This window comes from Micromonospora sp. KC721 (assembly GCF_004348355.1).
Lineage (GTDB): Bacteria > Actinomycetota > Actinomycetes > Mycobacteriales > Micromonosporaceae > Micromonospora.
Genome location: NZ_SMJY01000035.1, coordinates 1 through 19,597, shown reverse-complemented (window position 1 = coordinate 19,597; position 19,597 = coordinate 1). Strand labels below are relative to the sequence as shown.

Sequence of the window (19,597 nt, the reverse complement as noted above, 5' to 3'; positions counted from 1 at the left end):
GGTCAACCCTCCCGCACCGCCGCCGTGATCCGGTGCAGCGCGAAGGTGTGCAGCATCTCCGTCCGCTCGTCCTCGGCCCGCAGGTAGCCGGCCCCGATCGACACCGGCCGGACCAGCCGCGACGCGGTCGCCCCGTGCGCGTCGACGTACCCGACCCAGACCAGCGCCTTGTCCCGGAGTGCCTGCTGGAGCACCGCCAACGCGTCGCTGTGACTGTGCGCCGGCATCGGCCCGGCCGCCGCCCGCGCCGCGCCGCCGCGTACCACCGCCGGGGCCCGCCGGGCCGCCCGCGCCGCCGCGTCGCCGCGTCGAATCTGCTCCACCACCCCGAGCAGCCGGGGCATCGCCGGCTTCGGGGCCGCCAGCGGGTCGACACTGTGGCCGGTCGCCGCCCGGGCGGGCGCCCGCCGAATCTTCGGCCGGGCCAGCACCGCCGCCCCGGTGGCGTCCTCCGGCACCGGGGCGTACCCGGCGTCGCGGAGCGCGAGCAGCATCCGCTGTACCTGGTACGGGGTGACCAGCACCGTGGGCGCGAGCCGGCGGAACCCCAGCGGCTCCAGCCGCCGGTCGGCCAGCACCTCGGCGAGCAGTGCCTCGTCGTCGCTGCGCACGTACCCGCCGGCCGACCCGACCCGCAGTCCGCCGTGTCTGCGTGCCACGTCGTCCACCAGGTACGTCAACCCCTGCGGCACGGGAGTACGCGACCGGCGGCGGAACAGCGCGTGCAGGTCCTCGGTGGTGTAGCCGGCGTCCAGAGCCCGCCGGACGCTGGCGGTGGTGACCCGGTGGACGCTCGCGCCGCCGGCCGACTCGTGCTCGGCCACCACGTCCAGTTCGGCGGCGAGCATCGGGTCCGGCGGGCCGGGCACCACCACGGACAGGTCGGCCTGCACCAGGAAGTGGTCGACCGGGGCGGGCAGCAGGGCGTCCAACGCGCGCACCGCGCTCGACGGCTCCCCGCTCTCGGCGTCGGAGCGCAGGCCCAGCGGGTCGCCGCCGCCCCGTCCGTCAGCCTCGGTGACCTCGGCCAGCAGCAGCCGCCCGTACGAGGTCAGCGCGCCGAGCCCGGTCACGCCGAGCTGGGCCGCCTCGGTCAGCACCTCCCGGTGGGCGGCTTCCCGTCCCCGGCTGCGTCGGGGCGCACGCCAGTCGAGCAGCGCCAGCACCTCGTCGGGGCTGGGAGCGGTGGCCGGCGCCAGGTCGGCGAGCACTTCGAGCACGGCCCGGCGGGCGGCCGGTGCCCCGGCTCGTTCCGCCTCGGCGGAGAGCACGCTGATCGGGCGGTCCCGGTCGTCGCGCTGGCCGACCAGCCCCACCTGGCGACTCATGGTGAGCCAGGCCCGGGCCAACTGTTCCCACCGGTGGGCCAGGGACACCGCCCGCCACACCTCGTACCCGCCGGTCGGCAGCACCTGCTGGTCGGCGCCGTACCGGGTGGTGGTCGCCCCGGGCAGGTCCGTCTCGCCGATCAGCCCGGCCGCGTACGCGACCTCCAGGACCAGCGCGGTGGCCGCCTCGTCCAGCCCGGTCACCCGGGCCAGCCGGCGCAGGTCGCGGACCCCGACGCCACCCGAGCGAAGCACCGGCGCCGGCTCGGCGGCGAGGCTCTCCAGCAGCGCCTCGGTGTGGCGTACCAGCTCCATGGTTTGCCCGGCCCCGGCGGAGTCGGCGAGCTTCGGCTCGCGGAGCGTGCCGGCCACCGGCGGCGGGCTGGTGCGCAGCGGGCCGAGCGGACCGCTGTCGCGCCGCAGCAGCAGTCCCACCTCGCGGGGCAGCTCCACGGTGCCGGTGGAGACCCGGACCAGCAGCCGCGCGTCGACCAGCCAGCGCACCGGCGAACCGGTCGGTGCCCCGCCGTTGGTGGGGTCCGGGGGCAGCTCGTCCTCCGCGCCGACCGCCGGGGCCTGGAGGGCGCCGGGTGGCACGCTGCCCACCGGTGGGCCGGCGGCGAGCCGGTCGAGGACCGCCCGGGCCGACGGGGGAGCGGCGAGCAGGGTCCGCCGCAGCTTCGCGGCGTCCGCGCAGAGCGCCGCCGCCCGCGGGTCCAGCTCCGCCGCCGGTCGCCCCAGCCCCGCCGGGTACGGAGCCACCTCGTCCACACCGCCCGCCACGCGCAGCGCGGACTCGGGGCCGTACAGCAGAAACAGCGCGCGCAGCCGGTCCAGCGCACTGCGGACGCTGGTCGGCGCGGGCGGGTGCGGCCCGGCGGTGGCGAGCGCCAGCACCGCGTCGGTGGAGCTGGTGCCGTCCTCGGGGCGCCGGGTGAGCCGGGCGGCGTCGAGGATCTGGAGGGTGAACTGGTCCAGTCCGTCCAGCGCGCGGGCCACGGAGACCCGGGACTCGGCCCGGACGGCGAGCGCGGTGACGTCGGCCGGTACCGGTACGACAAGGTCGGGCCGCAGTTGCAGCAGTGCGGCCAGCGACTCGTCCGGCAGGGCCCGCAGGTGGTCGGCGAGTGAGGTGGTCATCGTCGTTCCACGCTAGCCCGCTGGAGGCCCCTCCCGCCCCTCGGACGTCGCGCTGGATCGCCCTCGGGCGGGTACCTTCTCGGGGTGGCTGCGCTGATGGTCGGTTTCGACCTCGACATGACTTTGATCGACTCGCGTCCCGGCATCGCCGACTGCTACCGGGCGTTGACCGCGAAGACCGGGGTGCCCGTGGACGCCGCGCTGGTGGTGTCCCGGCTCGGCCCGCCGCTGCGCACCGAGATCGCGCACTGGTTCCCGCGCGAACGGGTCGACGAGGCCGTGGACATCTTCCGCGAGCTCTACCCCGCGTACGCGATCACCCCGTCGGTGCTGTTGCCGGGCGCCCGGGAGGCGGTGGACGCGGTGCACGCCCGCGGTGGGCGGGTGATGGTGGTGACCTCGAAGCTCGGCCGACTGGCCCGGTTGCACCTGGACCACCTCGGGCTGACCGTGGACGAACTGGCCGGGGACCTCTTCGCCGAGGAGAAGGCGACCGCGCTGCGCGCGCACGGCGCGACGCTGTACGTCGGCGACCATGTGGCGGACATGGTGGCCGCGGAGGCGGCCGGGGTGCCGGGAATCGGGGTGGCCACCGGCCCGTGTGACCGCGACGAGCTGCGGGACGCCGGGGCGCGGCTGGTGTTGGATGATCTCACCGGATTCCCGGCGGCGCTGGACCGGATCATCGGGCTAGCCTTGGAGCAGTAGACGTCACGAGTGAAGCAGAGGTTCTCAGGTGCCGACGGGTCGAGTGAAGTGGTATGACGCGGCCAAGGGATACGGGTTCGTCACCAGCGACGAAGGTGGCGATGTGTTCCTGCCCAAGGGCGCGCTACCGGCGGGTGTCACCGACCTCAAGGGCGGGCAGCGGGTCGATTTCAGCGTGGTGGACAGCCGTCGGGGTGCCCAGGCGATGGGCGTGAAGCTGCTGGAGGCTCCGCCGTCGGTGGCGGAGCTGCGCCGCCGGCCGGCCGAGGAACTGCACGGCCTCGTCGAGGACATGATCAAGGTGTTGGAGGCGAAGGTCCAGCCGGACCTGCGCCGGGGTCGGTTCCCCGACCGGAAAACCGCGCAGAAGATCGCTCAGTTGGTCCACGCGGTGGCCCGCGAGCTGGAGGTCTGAGGGGTCAGTCCGGCGTCGGCGGCCCGGCCCAGCAGCGCCTTTACGGCGGCGAACCCCGCGTCTCCCAGGTCCGCGGTGAACTCGTTGACGTAGAGGCCGATGTGCCGGTCCACCACGTCGGGCTCCATCTCCTGCGCGTGGGAGAGCACGTAGTCACGGCTCGCCGCGGGGTCGGCCCAGGCTTGCCGGACCGACTCGCGGATCCAGCCGGCGGCCTCGACCGGGTCGACGGCGCCCCGGCGGGCGAGGATCGCGCCGAGCGGGATCGGCAGGCCGGTGTCGCTCTCCCACCATTCGCCCAGGTCGACCAGGGCGGTCAGCCCGTGCCGGGGATAGGTGAACCGAGCCTCGTGGATGACCAGCCCGGCGTCGTACCGTCCGGCGGCCACGGCCGGCATGATCTCGTGGAACGGCACCACCTCGATCCGCGCCGGTGGCCGCTCGGCCGACCAGAGCCGGAAGAGCAGGTACGCGGTGGTGCGGTCGCCGGGTACCGCCACGGTGGCGCCGCTGAGGTCGCCGCCGGCGGGCTGCGCGCCGGCCGTGGGGCGGGTGAGCACCAGCGGGCCGCAGCCGCGGCCGAGGGCGCCGCCGCAGGGCAGCAGGTGGTAGTCGTCCAGCAGCCAGGGCAGTGCCGCGTAGCTCACCTTCACCAGGTCGAACGCCCCGCGTTCGGCGGCCGTGTTGGTGACGTCCACGTCCGCGTACGTCACCGTGACCGGCGGTGCCCCCGGCACCCGGCCGTGCACCAGGGCGTGGAAGACGAACGTGTCGTTGGGGCAGGGCGAGATCGCCAGGGAGAGCGCCACCACCCCACCGTAGCGCTGCCCAATCGGCAGCCCTTCCACCCTCTGCCCGTGTGCTGGGAGCCGAGTTGACCGGCGGGGCCAGGTGTCGAGTCGCACGCTGCGAAGCTGACGGCACAGCCGGATCGGCGGGGGCGAGTCGTCCAGCCGGATCGGCGGGGGCGAGTCGTCCAGCCGGATCGGCGGGGGCGAGTTGTCCAGCCGGATCGGCCGGGGGCGATTCGCCTACGTAATCAGCTTTGCAGGCTGTCTGCCCACCCCCTTGTCCCCAGGCCAGGCTGTTTTCCACAGGGTTTTCCACAGCCGGGAGGAGAGGCTTGGGAACGGTGTCGGCCGCAGCCCACCATGGAAGCGTGACGACCACCCCGCCTCGAACGCTGGACCTTGGCTCCATCCTGCGGGCGCTGCGCCGCCGGGCCGACCTCAGCCAGCGCGAGCTGGCCGACCGGTCCGGGGTGCCGCAGTCCACCATCGCCCGGATCGAGTCGGGAGGAAGCCGCGATCCCCGGTTCCGCACCATCGAACGGCTGGTCGGAGCCATGGCCGCCGGGCTCACCATCTCACTCGAAGTCCCGACCGACCACGGTGTGGCCACCCCGGGCCTGCCGGCGGTGCCGCACGAGGAACTGCGGGACAGCGCCGGCCGGCACTGCCCCGCCCACCTCGACGCCCGCGCGGTCCACGAACCACGGGACTGGCGGGGTGCCTGGTGGGCCGGCTGGTATGACCTGCCGCCCGAGCGTTGGCCAGCGCCACTGCCTCTGGTGACGTACGACCAGGACCGGGCCGTCCGCGACAGGCGCCGAGCCGGTGAGCGGGTGCGCCGCGCGGTGCGAATCCGGCGGGTGACCGGCGTTGACCTGCCCGCCACCTCCTGGCGGTTCGTGGCGGAGCTACCCGACGGCGAGTTGGTGGGTGAGCTGCGGGCACACGAGCGCAACGTCGACTTTCTCGCCCCCTACGACCTGCCCGGCCGGCGGGAGGTCGTCCTCGACGGGGTGCTGGTCGCCACCGCGCACCGTTGGCTCGGGATCGGGCGGCGCCTGCTCGACGCGCTGGTCGCGGAGATGGATCGGACGGGGACCGACACCGCGTACGCGATCGGTGAGACCGGTGGTATCCGCTTCCTGCTGTCCTGCGGGTTCCGGCTGGAGGCGGCCCAGCCGGCGGCGCTGCGGCTGGTGCGTCCGTTCAGCGCAGCGCCCGGGCCGCCTCGGTCAGCGCGTTGAACGCCTCCCGCATCCGCCACGCCCCGCGGTCGCGTGGGCCGACCGGGTTGGAGATGGTCCGCAACTCGGCGAAGGGCAGGCCGGCCTGGGCGGCGGCGACCGCCACGCCGTAGCCCTCCATGGCCTCGGCGACGGCGGCGGGGTGCCGGTCGGCGAGGGCGGCGGTGCTGGCGGCCGTGCCGGTCACCGTGCTGACGGTCAGGATCTCGCCGACGGTCGCGTGCGGCAGCGCCGCACGCAGGGCGGCCAACAGCTCCTCGTCCGCCTCGACCACCGGCCCGCCGCCCAGCAGTTCCGGAGGCATGCCCAACTCGTCGATCGGAAGGAAGCCCTCCGGCGACTCCGCACCCAGGTCGGCCGCGACGCTACGGCTGCCCAGCACCGTCGCCCCGACGGTCACCCGGCCGACGAAGCCTCCCCCGATCCCGACGCTCACCACCGCCCGGTACGGCCGACCCGCCGCCTCGGCCAGCGCCAGCAGCCGGGCCGTGGCGGCACCCGCCACGGCCGGGCCGACCCCGACCGTCCGGACCGTCACCGTCGAATCGGCCACGCCGGCGCACACCGCCTCCGCCTCGGCCGGTACCGCGGTCAGCACCAGCAGGCCGGTCACGACACCGGTCCCGGCGACTGCCGTGGCTGTTCGTCGTCCGCGCCGCCGGAACGGGCGGCGGAGGAGGGCCGGTAGATGTGGTACCCGGGCGGGGCCAGCCCGTCGTCGTCGGGCCCGCCGACGGGTGCCGGTGAGGTCGGCGCGGCCTGGGCCGCCGCCGTCAGGGAGGCGTCGTCCGGTTCGGCCGCCCGCCCGGCGGCGTCGTCGGGTTCGGCCGTCCGGGTCCGTACGCTCAGTTCCTCGTCGCTGAGCGGCCGACCGATCAACCGTTCCGCGCGCAGTCGGCCCGCGACGATCCCACCCCGGACAGCCGCCAGCACTGCGAACCCGGCGGCGACCGCGACGCCGACCTGCCCGGCGAACGGGACCAGGCCCAGCGCGCCGCCGGCCACGAAGGCCAGCATCAGCGCGGTCTCCGAATGGGCGAACGAACTGGCCCGCAGCCGCTCCGGGATCCGCTCCTGGATCGAGGCGTCCACGGCCAGCTTGGCGATGCCGCTGCCGAGAGCCGCCACCAGGCAGAGCAGCACCACCATCGGCAGGGAGAACCGTACCGTGGCGAGGATCCCCACCCCGGCCACGATGGTCATGCTGCTGGACTGGATCGCCGCCGGTCGGTGGATGCGCAGCCGGGTGCCGAGCGCGGTGGCCAGGAAACTACCGGCCGCGAGTGCCCCACCGACCAGGCCCAGCGCCATCTGGTCGCTCAGCCTCCGGCCGAAAAAGTCGGTGGTCAGGTCGCCCTTCTTCAGCGCGAACGCGAGGAACAACAGCAGGAAGCCGTAGAGCGCGCGCAGCGCCGCCGCACCGACCAGGGTGGCCATCACCAGTCGGCCGGCGGGGTGGCCCCGGCCCAACGGTCGGTGCCCGTCGTGGCGCAGTACTCGCAGCGGATTGGGCACCCGCTCGGGTGGCTCGGAGTCCGCCTTCGGCGGCAGCCGCAGCGCGATCACCATGCCGACCAGGAAGACCACCGACGCGACCCGCAGCGGCCACTGCGGCCCGAACCAGAACGCGGCCAGCCCGATCGGGGCCACCAGCGCCCCCGCCACCGTGCCGTAGACGCTGGCCCGGGCACCGACCTGGGAGAGCCCGAGACCCTCCGGCAGCAGCCGGGGCACGGCCGCCGAGCGGGCCACCCCGTACGCCCGGGAGAGCGCCAGCACGCCGAAGGCCGCCGGATAGAGCCCGAAGCCGCCGATGTAGTCCGAGATCAACCAGGCCAGGAATCCCCGGCCGAGCATGGTGGTGGCCAGGGCGTACCGCCGGCCGTGCCGGAAATGGTCGAGCAGCGGGCCGACCACCGGGGCCAGCATCGCGAACGGCACCATTGTCACCAGCAGGTACAGCGCCACCTTGCTGCGGGCCTCGCCCAGTGGCACGTCGAAGAAGATCGTCCCGGCCAGGCCGATGGCGATCAGGGTGTCCCCCGCGCAGGAGAGCGCGTGCAGGTCGAAGAGGCGGACCATACCCGCCTCGCCGCCCGCGCCCCGCGCCCGCGCCGACCCCGCCCGTCGGGTCACCCACCGTCCGCCGCTGACGGAGCCGCGAAACATCAGGCGTGCGGTGCGGATGCCCGTGCCGACGGTCCGTCCGAGTACGGAGCGCCCGGAGCGGGAGAACAGCGGCATGTGCTCCATCCTCACCCATCGGCTGCCCGCGCGTCGCGTCACCGGGGGAAGACGCCGTGGCGGGGTCTTGCGGGGAGTCCCTGACAGGCGACGACGCGCATGGGGAACAATGGACGGGTGACCAGGCCCGCCTCCACCCGCGCCGCCCGCCTCGACCAGGTCTGCGCCGCCGCCGTCGAGGTGGCCCGCGACGCCATCACCGAGGTGGAACCCGCCGACGTCGGCGACCACCTGCGTGCGGTCGCCGAAGGTGACCGGGTGGTCACGCACTACTTCGAGTGCCGGCTCGCCGGGTACCGGGGCTGGCGCTGGGCGGTCACCGTGACCCGGGTGCCGCGCAGTCGACACGTCACGATCTGTGAAACGGTGCTGCTGCCCGGCTCGGACGCCCTGCTCGCCCCCGGTTGGGTGCCCTGGCAGGAGCGGCTCAAGCCGGGTGACCTCGGCCCCGGCGACCTGTTGCCCACGCCGCCGGACGACGAGCGTCTCGCCCCCGGTTACCTGCTCTCCGACGACCCGGCGGTCGAGGAGGTTTCCTGGGAGCTCGGCCTGGGTCGGCCCCGGGTGCTGTCCCGGGAGGGCCGTGCCGAGGCTGCCCAGCGCTGGTACGACGGCGATCACGGCCCCGCCGCGCCGATCTCGGTCGCCGCACCCGCCACCGCCCGCTGCGGCACCTGCGGCTTCTACCTGCCGTTGGCCGGCGCGCTGCGGCAGTCCTTCGGTGCCTGCGGCAACTTCTACGCCCCGGACGACGGCCGGGTGGTCAGCGCCGACCACGGCTGTGGCGCGCACTCGGAGACGCTGGTCGAAGCCGCCGAGCCGCCGGTCGACGAGATGCCGACGGTCTACGACGACAGTGCCGTCGAGGCCGTGTCGGTCAGCCGCGCCCCGGGTTCGGTGGAGGCGGCGGAGCCGGCCGAGCCGTACGGCCACCCCTGACCGGAGCGCCGCACGGTCGATGACGCGATCGCGGGGACCGGCTCAGTCCTGACCCACGGCCCGACGGCGCCGGCGCTTCGCGTCGTGCCGGATCATCACGGCCAGGCCGGGGAAACCCCACAGGAAGCCGGCCAGGCAGGTCCAGAGCCAGTTCTGGTGTCCGTGCTCGGTGAGCCAGTCCCTGCAGAGCAGCAGGACCAGTCCGGCGACCGCCCAGGCGACCAGCCCGGCGACCGCGAAGGGGACCATCGGCGGGTCGAGCGGCTCGGGGCGGGGCGCTTGCTCCTGGGGCACGGGGCACAGCGTACCGGCTCCGGCTTTTGTCGCCCCTGCTGATCTGGGACGATGCGCGCGACAACGGTAGATCACCTGCGAGGACCTGATGGCCATTGCCCCGCCGGACAACGGCACTCCACCCGATCCCGCTCGCCCCCGCACCGGTTTCGACCGGTTCTTCGAGATCTCTGCCCGTGGCTCGACGCTGAGCCGCGAGGTACGGGGCGGGCTGGCGACCTTCTTCACGATGGCGTACATCGTGGTCTTGAACCCGCTGATCCTGGGCGGCGCCGTCGACGGCGACGGCAGGAAACTCGCCATTCCCGCGATCGCCGCCGCGACCGCCCTGGTCGCCGGCCTGATGACGATCCTGATGGGGGTCGTCGGCCGGTTCCCGATGGCGGTGGCCGCCGGCCTGGGCGTGAACGTGCTGGTCGCGTACGAGATCGCCCCGCAGATGACCTGGGCTGACGCGATGGGCCTGGTGGTGATCGAGGGTCTGATCATCGCGGTCCTGGTGCTCACCGGCCTACGGACGGCGGTCTTCCGTTCCGTGCCGACCCAGATGAAGACGGCGATCGGCGTCGGCATCGGGCTCTTCCTCACCATCATCGGCCTGGTCGACGCCGGTTTCGTCCGGCGGGTTCCGGACGCCGCGAACACCACCGTGCCGGTGGGTCTGGGCATCAACGGCAAGATCGTCAGTTGGCCGATGCTGGTCTTCGTGGTGGGTCTGTTGCTGACCCTGGTGCTGGTGGTACGCCGGGTCCGGGGCGCGATCCTGATCGGCATCCTGGCCTCCACCGTGCTGGCGATCGTGGTGGAGGCGGTGGCGAACGTGGGGCCGTCCTTCGTCGACGGCAAGCCCAACCCCACCGGCTGGTCGCTGAACGTGCCGGAGTTGCCGGACCGGATCGTGGACGTCCCCGACCTGTCGCTGCTGGGCAACTTCAACGTGCTGAACTCGTGGAGCCGGGCCGGCTGGCTGGTGCCGCTGATGTTCGTCTTCACGCTGCTGATCACCGACTTCTTCGACACCATGGGCACGATGGTGGCGATCGGCCAGGAGGGGGACATGCTCGACGAGCGGGGCACCCCGCCGCGGGCGAAGGAGATCCTGCTGGTCGACTCGATCGCCGCGGCGGCGGGTGGCGCGGCGAGCGTGTCCAGCAACACGTCGTACATCGAGAGCGCCGCCGGTGTGGCGGAGGGGGCCAGGACGGGAGTGGCCAACCTGGTCACCGGCGCGCTGTTCCTGCTGGCGATGTTCCTGGCGCCACTGTCGGCGGTGGTGCCGTTCGAGGCGGCGTCGACGGCGCTGGTGGTGGTCGGCTTCCTGATGATGACCGCGGTACGCACCATCGACTGGACCGACCACGAGATTGCCATCCCGGCATTCCTGACCATCACCCTGATGCCCTTCACGTACTCGATCTCCAACGGCATCGGCGCCGGCATCATCACCTACGTGCTGCTGAAGCTGGCGAAGGGGAAGGCGCGGGAGGTCCACCCGCTGCTGTACGGGGTGGCCGTGCTCTTCGTGCTGTACTTCCTGCGCGGGCCGATCGAAGCCGCGCTGTGAGTCGACGCCCGCCGCGGACCAGGTGGCCGGACCTGGCCCGCGGCGGGCACATCCCCCGGTGAGCCTGCTCATATCGCGGGTCGCCCGGCAGGTTCATTAGTTAAGCTAACGATTGTGACGGAGCGGACGGTGACGGCGGAACGCGTGCCACCGGCGCGACTGGCTCCCCAGTTGCGTGATGCGATCACCCGACTCAACCGCCGGGTCCGGCGGGCCCGGCCGGTCGGCGACCTGACGGTCACCCAGCTTTCCGCGCTCACCAGCCTCAAGCTGGCGGGCGCGCTGACGCCCCGGGAACTGGCCGACGTCGAGCGGGTGCAGCCCCCGACGATGACCAGGATCGTCGCGAAGCTGGAGGAGCGCGGCCTCGTGCAGCGCACCCCCCACCCGACCGACCGCCGCCAGGTCATCCTGGCGGCCACCGAAGGGGGCCGGGCCGTGCTCGAACAGTTCGAGCGGGCCCGCGACGAGTGGCTGGCCCAGCGGCTGGCCGCGCTCACGGAAGACGAACGCGACACGCTTCGGCGGGCCGCCGAGATTCTCCAGCAGCTCGCCCGCGCCTGAGCCCGCGCCACCGGGTCCGCGCCGTCCGTGGTGATTCGGCGTACGCGACGCGAGGAGGCGCACCAAGAGTGCAGGCGAAGTTGAGCACGATGTTCCAGTCCCTACAGGTCCGCAACTACCGGCTCTTCGCGTCCGGGCAGCTGATCAAACTGATCGGCGTCTGGATGATGTTCATCGCCCAGGACTGGCTCGTTCTCGAGCTCTCCGACAACTCCGCCACCGCCCTCGGCGTGGTGACCGCGCTCCAGTTCACCCCGGTGCTGCTGCTCACCCTCCTCTCCGGTCGCCTTGCCGACCGGTACGACAAGCGGATGATCCTCTTCGTCGCCAATGCCTTCTGGACGGTGCTGGCGCTGGCGATGAGCGTCCTGGTGATCACCGGCCTGGTCCAGCTCTGGCACGTCTTCGCCTTCGCCGCCCTGCTCGGCGTCGCCAACGCGGTGGAGACCCCGGTCCGGCAGGCGTTCGTCAGCGAGCTGGTCGGCGTGTCGCTGCTGCCCAACGCGCTCTCGCTCAACGCCGCCACCTTCAACTCGGCGCGGATCGTCGGCCCGGCCCTCGCGGGCCTGGCCATCGCCGCTGTCGACGTCGGTCCGGTCTTCGGAGTCACCGCGCTCAGCTCGATCGCCCCACTGGTCACCGTGATCCGGATGCGCCCCGCCGAGCTGTACCGCAAGGAACTGCCCCCGGTCGCCGAACGCGGCTCCGCCAAGGTCGTCGACGGGCTGCGGTACGTCTTCCGCCGACCCGACCTGCTGCTGCCGATGGTGGTCATGTCGGTCATCGGGATGTCGCTGTTCAACTTCCAGCTCACCCTCGCCGCGCTGGCCAAGACCGTGTTCCACACCGGCGCCGCCTCGTTCGGCCTGTTCAGCACCGCGCTGGCAGCCGGGGCGCTGGTCGGGGCACTGGCCGGCACCGGGCGGCGCAGCCGCCCCTCGGTCTGGCTGGTGCTCGGCGCCGCGGTCGGCTGCGCCACCTTCGGCACCCTGGTCGGTCTCGCGCCCGCGTACTGGCTGGTGGTGGCGCTGCTGCCACCGACCGGCTTCTTCATGGTCTTCTTCGCCCAGGCCGCCAACCAGCGGGTCCAGCTCGGCACCGACGCCGCCTTCCGCGGCCGGGTGATGGCGCTGTGGGTACTGGTGTTCCTCGGCACCAACCCGGTCGGGGCACCGCTGATCGGCTGGGTCGCCGAGACGTACGGCGCGGGGGCGAGCATCTGGATCGGCGGGCTGCTCTCGCTGGCCACCGCCCTGCTGGCACTCGCCTGGCAGCTGCGTCGCGACGGTGCCCGGCTGCGCTTCCGGGTGCTGCCCATGCCGCGCTTCTACATCGTCTCCGCCCCGGACTGCTGACCTTCTCGAAACGTGCGGTCCGGGTCACCCTGGGTCAGGTTTCTCGCCCGGATGCCGGCAATCCGGTGGCGGCGGCCGGGCGTGGGCCTTAGCGTCGATACGTGGGAGGCGGTAGCGGGGCTCTGACGCTGGTGTTGGCGTTTCTCGCCGTGGCGTGCCTGCCGGCGGCGTTCGCCCTGCTCCTCTGCCTCGACGACATCATCGACCGGGTCGTCTGCGGCTGGGTCGAGTGGCGGGAACGGCGCCGCGAGGGGCGCACCCTCGCCCGGCTCGGCCGCTCCCTGGGCGGGGACGCCCTCACCCGCCACGTCGACCTGGCCCGGTTGCACCGGCCCGACCGACAGCCCTTCGAAGGCGTCGCCGCCGACCTACGCCGCCTCGCCCGGCATCGGCTCGCCGCGGGCGGCCGTTCGGTGGTCTGGCACAGCTCGGTCATGGACGCGTACGACGACCGGCTCCGCGCAGCCTGCCAGGCGTTGGGAATCGCCGAGCACCTGGGGGAGCTGACCGGTGTGGACCGGGAGATCGAGCGGGTCCGGGTGGAGGGGATGCTCGCCCGGGCGGGTCTGGTGCTGCCGGCCACCCGAGGGGTACGCCGGCTGCGTGACCCGCAGGCGTGAGGCTCTTCGTCGCGGTCTACCCGCCGCCGGCGGCCGTCGCCCATCTCACCGCTCGGGTCGCCGGGCTGCGGGTCGGGGCCGCCTTCGCCGCCGGCATCAACGTACGTCTCGCCGACCCGGCCAACCTGCACGTCACGCTCGCCTTCCTCGGCGAGGTGCCGGCCGACCGGCTGGTCGACGTGCAGAGCGCACTCGGCCTCGCCGTCGAGACCGCCCGGCGGGGCTGGGACAGTTCGCCCCGGCTCCACCTCGGCGGGGGCGGACGGTTCGGGCGGGGTCGGTTCACCGTCCTCTGGGTGGACCTGCGCGGCGAGGTGGAGGCGTTGCACCTGCTGGGCCGGCTGATCCGGGCTGGGCTGCGCCGCAATCGCCTCCCGTACGACGAGCGGCCGTTCCGCCCGCACCTGACGGTCGCCCGCCCCGGCGATCGGATCGACCGGTGCGACGTGGTGGCCGACTGCCTGACCCTGGACGACTACCGGGGTCCGGAGTGGCCCGCGTCCGAGTTGGTGTTGGTCCGCAGCCACCAGGGCCCCCGTCCCCGGTACGACCACCTGGCCCGCTGGCCCCTCTGACCGTGCCGGGGGCCCGTGACCTGGGAGATCAGGACGACTCGCGGGCCGCCGGGCCGCTGCCGAAGAGGACGTCGTCCCAGCTCGGCAGCCGCTTGCGCGGCTTGCCGCCGGCCTCGGTCGATTCGCCGCCGGTCGCCGCCGCGGCACCCGTGCGGCGCGGTCGCAACACCGCCAGCGACGGTACGGCCGGAACCTCCTTCGGGGCGTCCGAGTCGTCGTCGAAGGCGGAACCCTGACCACCGCCGAGCAGCGCCGCCGCACCCCCGCCGACGGCCCGCTGCCGGGGCGCGTCGCCACCGGCGAGGGCCGCCGGGGAACGCGGGTCGAGCCCACGCCCGCCGGTGCCGCCCAGCGGTCGGTCGAGGGAGGCGAGCAGGGCGTCCCGCCCGGCTCGGATCGGATCCCGCCCGGATCGGGGTTCGGCTGGGGTCGGCAGACCGTGCCCGCCCCGGCTCGGCTCGCCCCGCGACGGGCCGGGCAGCGCGTGACCGCCACGCTCCGGTGCCGGCTCCTGGCCGAGGATCGGCGTCGGGCGCTCGGCGCAGAGGTACTGCGCCATGTCGTCGTGCGGGGTGACGTGCTGCCGGGTCTTGTCGAGATCCCACACCGCCTGCGCGGTGGCCTTGCCCGACGGCCAGGTGGCGATGACCCGCCAGGTGCCGTCGTCACGCCGGTACGCGTCCCAGGAGATCTTCTCGGTGTCGATCCCGTGCTGGGCCAGCCGGCCGTTGACCACCTCGGCGAGCGGGGTCGCCTTCTCGGCGCCCTTGAGCCGGGTACGCCGGGCGTGCTGGGCGAGCATGGCCCGTTCCTGGAGCACCGGGCCGGCGTATCGCAGGACGCGGTCGACCGGGACGCCGGCGATCCGGGCGACGTCCTCGGCGGACTCGCCGGAACGGATCCGGGCCTGGATGTCCCGTGGGGACAGGGACGGGGTCGGGTCAACGGCGGCGGGCACCACGGACAGCGGTGCGGCGCCGGGCTCGGCGTGCAGCACCGAGGCGATGCGGTCGTCGATGGGGAGGGCGAGCAGCCGCCCGACCTCGTCGGCGAGAACCAGAGCCTGGCCGTCCTCGGAGAGGGCGACGAAGCGTACTGGGCGCATGGCGTTGCCTCCGTCCCGCTTCGCTGGCCGTCACGCCACGAGCCGGCCACCCGGGCGTCTCGCACCACCGTACGCCCATCTACCCGGCGGTGGGGGATGCGACACCCGCATGTCGCGACTGAGCTGCGGCAATGATCACGGTGGGTGGCCGGGGAACGCCCGGTGACCACCCACCGTGATCGCCGATCAGAGTCGCTCGACCACGTAGTCGATGGACGTGGTCAGCGCCTCGACGTCGGCCGGTTCGATCGCCGGGAAGAGCGCGACCCGCAGCTGGTTGCGGCCCAGCTTCCGGTACGGCTCGGTGTCCACGATCCCGTTGGCCCGCAGCGCCTTGGCGACCGCCGAGGCGTCCACCGCGTCGACGAAGTCGATGGTGGCGACCACGTTGGAGCGCAGCCCCGGGTCGGTGACGAACGGGGTGGCCACCTCCGAGCGCTCCGCCCAGCCGTACACGACGGCGGCGCTCTCGGCGGTGCGCTTGGCCGCCCAGGCCAGCCCGCCCTGCGCGTTCATCCAGTCGGTCTGCTCCGCGGCCAGGAGGATGGTCGCCAGCGCGGGGGTGTTGTACGTCTGCTCCAGCCGCGAGTTGTCGATCGCGGTGACCAGGTCGAGGAAGGCCGGGATGTAGCGGCCGGACTGCTTGATCTCGGTGGCCCGGGCGATCGCGGCCGGCGACATCAGCGCCAGCCAGAGGCCGCCGTCGGAGCCGAAGCACTTCTGCGGGGCGAAGTAGTAGACGTCGGTCTCGCCGACGTTGACCTCCAGGCCGCCCGCGGCGGAGGTGGCGTCGACCAGCAGCAGGGAGCCCTCGTCGGCGCCCGCGACCCGGCTGATCGGCACCGCGACACCGGTCGAGGTCTCGTTGTGCGGGGTGGCGTAGACGTCCACGCCGGCCTCGGCGACCAGGGTCGGGGCGCTGCCCGGCTCGGACTTGCGCACGGTCGGCTCGCCCAGGAACGGCGCGTCGGCGACCGACTTGGCGAACTTCGCGCCGAACTCGCCGAAGCTGGCGAACTGGGCCCGGTCCCGGACCAAACCGAAGGCGGCGACCTCCCAGAAGGCGGTGGTGCCACCGTTGCCGATGACCACCTCGTAGCCCTCGGGAAGGGTGAAGAGCTCGGCGATGCCGCGTCGCAGCCGGGCCACCTGGTCGCGGACGGTCTTCTGCCGGTGCGAGGTGCCCAGGTAGCTGGTCGCCACGTCGGCGAGGGCGGAGACGGCCGCCGGACGGACCTTGGACGGCCCGCAGCCGAACCGCCCGTCGGCGGGCTTGATGTCGTCGGGGATCCGGATGGTCGGTGCGTCAGCCACGGTTGTCTCGATCCTTCCGCGTGGGCGAGGGCGGGCCCGGTCCGGCAGCGCTGCCGGCCTTCATCCTCGCACCCGCAGCGGACCGTCCGGCCGTCGGTCCCGGGCCGGAAGCTGAGTCGTGCACCACAACCGGGTCGGCCCGGCGTCGCAGCCGGTCCGCAGGTGGTGAGAAGCGCCACACCGGGCACGCGAAGGCCCCGCCCAAGCGGCTTGGACGGGGCCTTTCGGGTACGCGGTCAGACGCCGTGCGGGACGGCGTCCCAGCCCTCGACCTCCTGCGGCTTGCGGGAACCCGGCCCGATGTAGCGGGCGGACGGCCGGACCAGCCGCTGGAGCTTCTTCTGCTCCAGGATGTGGGCACTCCAGCCACCCATCCGGGCGCAGGTGAACATCGAGGTGAACATGTGCGCCGGCACCTCGGCGAAGTCCAGCACCACGGCCGACCAGAACTCGACGTTGGTGGCGAGCACCCGGTCCGGGCGGCGGGCCTGCAGCTCGGCCAGCGCGGCCCGCTCCAGCGCCTCGGCAACCTCGAAGCGCGGGGCGCCCAGTTCCCGGGCGGTGCGGCGCAGCACCCGGGCGCGCGGGTCCTCGGCCCGGTAGACCCGGTGCCCGAAGCCCATCAGCCGTTCGCCCCGGTCGAGCACGTTCTTGACGTACCCCTCGGCGTCGCCGCTGCGCTCCACGGCCTCCAGCATGCTGAGCACCCGGGAGGGGGCGCCGCCGTGCAGCGGGCCGGAAAGCGCGCCGATGCCGGAGGAGATGCAGGCCGCGGCGTCGGCGCCGGTGGAGGCGACGATCCGCGCGGTGAAGGTGGAGGCGTTCAGGCCGTGCTCGGCGGCCGAGATGAAGTACGCGTCGACGGCCTTGACGTGCCGCGGGTCGGGCTCCCCGCGCCAGCGCTTCATGAAGCGCTCGACGATCGTCTCCGCCTTGTCGATTTCCTTCTGCGGCACGGCGGGCAGCCCCAGGCCGCGGGCGGACTGGGCGACGAAGGAGAGCGCGGTGACCGAGACCCGGGCCAGGTCCTCGCGGGCCTGCTCGTCGGAGATGTCCAGCAACTGCTGCAGACCCCAGTACGGGGCCAGCATGGCGACCGCGGACTGCACGTCGACGCGGATGTCGCCGGAGTGCACCGGGACCGGGAACGGCTCGGCCGGCGGCAGGCCGGGCCCGAACCGCCCGTCGACCAGCAGCGCCCAGACGTTGCCGAAGGAGACCTGACCGATCAGATCCTCGATGTCCACGCCGCGGTAGCGCAGTGCGCCACCTTCGCGGTCCGGTTCGGCGATCTCGGTCTCGAAGGCTACGACGCCCTCCAGGCCCGGTTTGAAGTCGGACATTGTCGTCTCCTGGGTGTGGTCGGTACGCCCGTCGCGGCCCGGTCCGGCCCAGCACCGTAGGCGACCGTCTGGAATGTGTTCGTGACATCTTGCCTGGTGGGTAACCGGGTGCGCGAGCCGCTGCGGCTGTGCTGCGCACGACATCCCCCGGGGCGCGCGACCGCGCGGCGTCGGCGAGACTGTCCGGTGCGGGCTGGCCAGCGCGGGGGACGGCCACAGCCCGGCGAGAGGGAGAGGGAACGTGACCGGCGACACACCCGCCCCGGCGGCCATGCGCAACGAGTACGCCGCCGACGAGGGCCTGTCCGAGGTCGGCCTGGCCGCCGACTGGCACACCCAGTTCGACCGGTGGTTCGCCGACGCGGTCGCCGCCGGGCTGCCCGAGCCGAACGCGATGGTGGTCGGCACCGCCGACGCCGCCGGTCGTGTCAGCGGCCGTACCGTCCTGCTCAAGGGCTACGACCCGGCCGGGTTCGTCTTCTTCACCAATTACGATTCGCGCAAGGGTGTCGAGGCCGCCGTCAACCCGTGGGCCAGCCTGGTCTTCCCGTGGTTCGCGATGCAGCGGCAGGTGGTGGTCGCCGGGCGGATCGAGCGGGTGGACCGGGCCGAGACCGAGGCGTACTTCGCCAGCCGGCCACGCGGCTCCCAGCTCGGCGCGTGGGCCAGCACCCAGTCCCGGGTCATCGCGGACCGGGCAACGCTGGACGCGGCGTACCGGGCGGCGGCGGAACGCTTCGCCGAGGTGGAGCCGATCCCGCCGCCGCCGCACTGGGGTGGCCTGCGGGTGTGCCCGGAGACGGTGGAGTTCTGGCAGGGGCGGGCCAGTCGGCTGCACGACCGGCTGCGGTTCCGGCGTACCGACGGCGGCGACTGGGTCGTGGAGCGGCTGGCCCCGTGACCTCGCTCCGGTCGGTCGGGGGGCGGGCCGCACGCCGCTGGGCGATCGATCTGCGCCCGCTGCGGGTGCCGGCGTACCGGCGGGTCTGGCTCGGCAACACGCTGGCCATGTTCGGCTTCCAGTTGACTGCGGTCGCGGTGCCGGTGGAGATGTACGCGCTGACCGGCGACTCGCTCTGGGTCGGGCTGCTCGGCGTCGCCGGGTTCGCCCCGCTGCTGGTCTTCGGGCCGTGGGGCGGTGCGGTGGCCGACGCCCGGGACCGTCGGCGGGTGTTGCTGGCCGGCTCGGCGCTGCTGTGGGCGTCGATGCTGGGTCTGCTCGGGCACGCGCTGCTCGGCGGCCACCCGGTGGCGTTGCTGGCACTGGTCACCGTGCACTCCACCGCGTTCGCGATCAGCTCGCCGGCCCGGTCGGCGATCCTGGCCCGGCTGCTGCCGCCCGAGCTGGTGCCGGCGGGCAGCACGCTGAACTTCACCACCTTCACGGCCGCCTCGGTGGCCGGGCCGCTGGCGGCGGGGCTGGTCTTCGCGGCCTTCGGCGACGCGCGGGGCCTGCCGGTCGCGTACGCGCTGGACGCGGTGCTCTTCACCGGGCTGGTGGTGGCCACCGTCCGGCTGCCGGCCATGCCGCCGGCGCCGCCGGCCGAGGGGGAGGCCCGGCGCGGCGGTCTCGCCGGCATCCTCGACGGGTTCCGCTATCTGGCCACCACGCCGGTGCTGCTGCTGTCGTTCGCCATCGACCTGATCGCGATGGTCCTGGCGATGCCGCGGGCGCTCTTCCCCGAGGTGGCGCAGGAGCGGTTCGGTGGCGGTGCGACGGTGGGCTGGCTGTACAGCGCCATCGCGATCGGCGCGATGCTGGGCGGGCTGACCTCCGGCTGGATCGGTCGGCTGCGTCGGCAGGGCGTGGCGTTGGTGCTGGCGGTGGTCGGCTGGGGCGTGGCGATCGCGCTGGCCGGGCTGGCCCGGCAGCTCTGGCTGGTGGTGCTGCTGCTCGCCGTGGCCGGGTCGGCCGACCTGGTCAGCGCGGTGCTGCGCCAGTCGATGTTGCTGAGCTACGCGCCGGACCGGATGCGCGGTCGGCTGCAGGGGGTCAACACGGTGGTGGTCGCGGGCGGACCGCGCCTGGGTGACCTGCGGGCGGGGGCGATGGC

The 19,597-nt window shown here is 73.7% G+C and carries 19 protein-coding genes; 11 read left to right on the top strand and 8 right to left on the bottom strand.

What is annotated here, in order from left to right:
* Positions 1–2: 2 nt before the first annotated feature.
* Positions 3–2,468: a helicase-associated domain-containing protein gene (locus tag E1182_RS09280; RefSeq protein WP_132262965.1), complete on the bottom strand. Its 2,466-nt coding sequence runs from the start codon at positions 2,466–2,468 to the stop codon at positions 3–5.
* Between the two features lie 84 nt (positions 2,469–2,552).
* On the opposite strand from E1182_RS09280, the gene E1182_RS09275 reads away from it, so the two are divergent.
* Positions 2,553–3,176, top strand: coding sequence for an HAD family hydrolase (locus tag E1182_RS09275; protein ID WP_132262963.1), 624 nt, complete (start codon positions 2,553–2,555; stop codon positions 3,174–3,176).
* Positions 3,177–3,204: 28 nt separating this feature from the next.
* On the top strand, positions 3,205–3,591 hold the full coding sequence (locus E1182_RS09270; protein WP_088997128.1) for a cold-shock protein: 387 nt from the start codon (positions 3,205–3,207) through the stop codon (positions 3,589–3,591).
* Here the strand turns inward: E1182_RS09270 and E1182_RS09265 are convergent.
* A complete protein-coding gene (locus E1182_RS09265; protein WP_132262961.1) occupies positions 3,552–4,400 on the bottom strand; it encodes a 1,4-dihydroxy-6-naphthoate synthase in 849 nt (282 codons plus the stop codon). The two genes, E1182_RS09270 and E1182_RS09265, sit on opposite strands and share 40 nt — an antisense overlap.
* A gap of 350 nt (positions 4,401–4,750) precedes the next feature.
* Between E1182_RS09265 and E1182_RS09260 the strand changes: the two genes are divergently transcribed.
* Positions 4,751–5,626 carry a GNAT family N-acetyltransferase gene (locus E1182_RS09260; protein ID WP_243706120.1) on the top strand — a complete coding sequence of 292 codons (876 nt, stop codon included), beginning with the start codon at positions 4,751–4,753 and terminating at the stop codon, positions 5,624–5,626.
* Here E1182_RS09260 and E1182_RS09255 read toward each other — a convergent pair.
* Positions 5,589–6,239, bottom strand: coding sequence for a futalosine hydrolase (locus E1182_RS09255; protein WP_132262959.1), 651 nt, complete (start codon positions 6,237–6,239; stop codon positions 5,589–5,591). The genes E1182_RS09260 and E1182_RS09255 overlap by 38 nt on opposite strands.
* Entirely contained in the window at positions 6,236–7,870 is a 1,635-nt protein-coding gene (locus E1182_RS09250) for an MFS transporter (RefSeq protein WP_132262957.1), read from the bottom strand. The genes E1182_RS09255 and E1182_RS09250 overlap by 4 nt, the downstream gene beginning before the upstream one ends.
* Before the next feature lie 99 nt (positions 7,871–7,969).
* Here E1182_RS09250 and E1182_RS09245 point away from each other — a divergent pair, with 99 nt between their 5' ends.
* Positions 7,970–8,809 (top strand): DUF3027 domain-containing protein, encoded by an 840-nt coding sequence (locus tag E1182_RS09245; RefSeq protein ID WP_132262955.1) that lies wholly within the window; start codon positions 7,970–7,972, stop codon positions 8,807–8,809.
* 42 nt (positions 8,810–8,851) lie between these two features.
* Here E1182_RS09245 and E1182_RS09240 read toward each other — a convergent pair whose 3' ends face one another.
* Positions 8,852–9,058: a DUF2530 domain-containing protein gene (locus E1182_RS09240; RefSeq protein WP_371687529.1), complete on the bottom strand. Its 207-nt coding sequence runs from the start codon at positions 9,056–9,058 to the stop codon at positions 8,852–8,854.
* A gap of 133 nt (positions 9,059–9,191) precedes the next feature.
* On the opposite strand from E1182_RS09240, the gene E1182_RS09235 reads away from it, so the two are divergent.
* From E1182_RS09235 to thpR, 5 genes are all read left to right on the top strand, one after another.
* Positions 9,192–10,667, top strand: a complete 1,476-nt coding sequence (locus tag E1182_RS09235) for an NCS2 family permease (protein ID WP_132262951.1) — start codon at positions 9,192–9,194, stop codon at positions 10,665–10,667.
* Between the two features lie 114 nt (positions 10,668–10,781).
* Entirely contained in the window at positions 10,782–11,231 is a 450-nt protein-coding gene (locus E1182_RS09230; protein WP_207914153.1) for a MarR family transcriptional regulator, read from the top strand.
* 68 nt (positions 11,232–11,299) lie between these two features.
* Complete coding sequence (locus E1182_RS09225) at positions 11,300–12,586, top strand: MFS transporter (RefSeq protein ID WP_132262947.1); 1,287 nt, start codon at positions 11,300–11,302, stop codon at positions 12,584–12,586.
* Positions 12,587–12,687: 101 nt separating this feature from the next.
* On the top strand, positions 12,688–13,206 hold the full coding sequence (locus tag E1182_RS09220) for a hypothetical protein (protein WP_243706119.1): 519 nt from the start codon (positions 12,688–12,690) through the stop codon (positions 13,204–13,206).
* Positions 13,203–13,781 (top strand): RNA 2',3'-cyclic phosphodiesterase, encoded by a 579-nt coding sequence (gene thpR / locus E1182_RS09215; RefSeq protein WP_132262945.1) that lies wholly within the window; start codon positions 13,203–13,205, stop codon positions 13,779–13,781. Before E1182_RS09220 ends, thpR begins: the two co-directional genes overlap by 4 nt.
* A 28-nt stretch (positions 13,782–13,809) precedes the next feature.
* On the opposite strand, the gene sepH is transcribed toward thpR, so the two are convergent.
* From sepH to E1182_RS09200, 3 genes are all read right to left on the bottom strand, one after another.
* On the bottom strand, positions 13,810–14,886 hold the full coding sequence (gene sepH, locus E1182_RS09210; protein WP_132262943.1) for a septation protein SepH: 1,077 nt from the start codon (positions 14,884–14,886) through the stop codon (positions 13,810–13,812).
* A gap of 186 nt (positions 14,887–15,072) precedes the next feature.
* A complete protein-coding gene (gene serC / locus E1182_RS09205) occupies positions 15,073–16,200 on the bottom strand; it encodes a phosphoserine transaminase (protein ID WP_132262941.1) in 1,128 nt (375 codons plus the stop codon).
* 236 nt (positions 16,201–16,436) lie between these two features.
* Positions 16,437–17,543, bottom strand: coding sequence for a citrate synthase 2 (locus E1182_RS09200; RefSeq protein ID WP_132262939.1), 1,107 nt, complete (start codon positions 17,541–17,543; stop codon positions 16,437–16,439).
* Between the two features lie 271 nt (positions 17,544–17,814).
* Between E1182_RS09200 and pdxH the strand changes: the two genes are divergently transcribed.
* Both pdxH and E1182_RS09190 read left to right on the top strand, forming a co-directional pair.
* On the top strand, positions 17,815–18,444 hold the full coding sequence (pdxH, locus tag E1182_RS09195; protein ID WP_132263008.1) for a pyridoxamine 5'-phosphate oxidase: 630 nt from the start codon (positions 17,815–17,817) through the stop codon (positions 18,442–18,444).
* A partial coding sequence (locus tag E1182_RS09190) for an MFS transporter (RefSeq protein ID WP_132262937.1) occupies positions 18,441–19,597 on the top strand: 1,157 nt, incomplete at its 3' end. The genes pdxH and E1182_RS09190, both read left to right, overlap by 4 nt.

Coding starts and splice junctions, on each gene's coding strand:
- pdxH (WP_132263008.1), top strand. CDS start 17,815: ATGCGCAACGAGTACGCCGCCGACGAGGGCCTGTCCGAGGTCGGCCTG.
- E1182_RS09250 (WP_132262957.1), bottom strand. CDS start 7,870: ATGCCGCTGTTCTCCCGCTCCGGGCGCTCCGTACTCGGACGGACCGTC.
- E1182_RS09245 (WP_132262955.1), top strand. CDS start 7,970: ATGGGGAACAATGGACGGGTGACCAGGCCCGCCTCCACCCGCGCCGCC.
- E1182_RS09240 (WP_371687529.1), bottom strand. CDS start 9,058: ATGGTCCCCTTCGCGGTCGCCGGGCTGGTCGCCTGGGCGGTCGCCGGA.
- E1182_RS09200 (WP_132262939.1), bottom strand. CDS start 17,543: ATGTCCGACTTCAAACCGGGCCTGGAGGGCGTCGTAGCCTTCGAGACC.
- E1182_RS09235 (WP_132262951.1), top strand. CDS start 9,192: ATGGCCATTGCCCCGCCGGACAACGGCACTCCACCCGATCCCGCTCGC.
- E1182_RS09280 (WP_132262965.1), bottom strand. CDS start 2,468: ATGACCACCTCACTCGCCGACCACCTGCGGGCCCTGCCGGACGAGTCG.
- sepH (WP_132262943.1), bottom strand. CDS start 14,886: ATGCGCCCAGTACGCTTCGTCGCCCTCTCCGAGGACGGCCAGGCTCTG.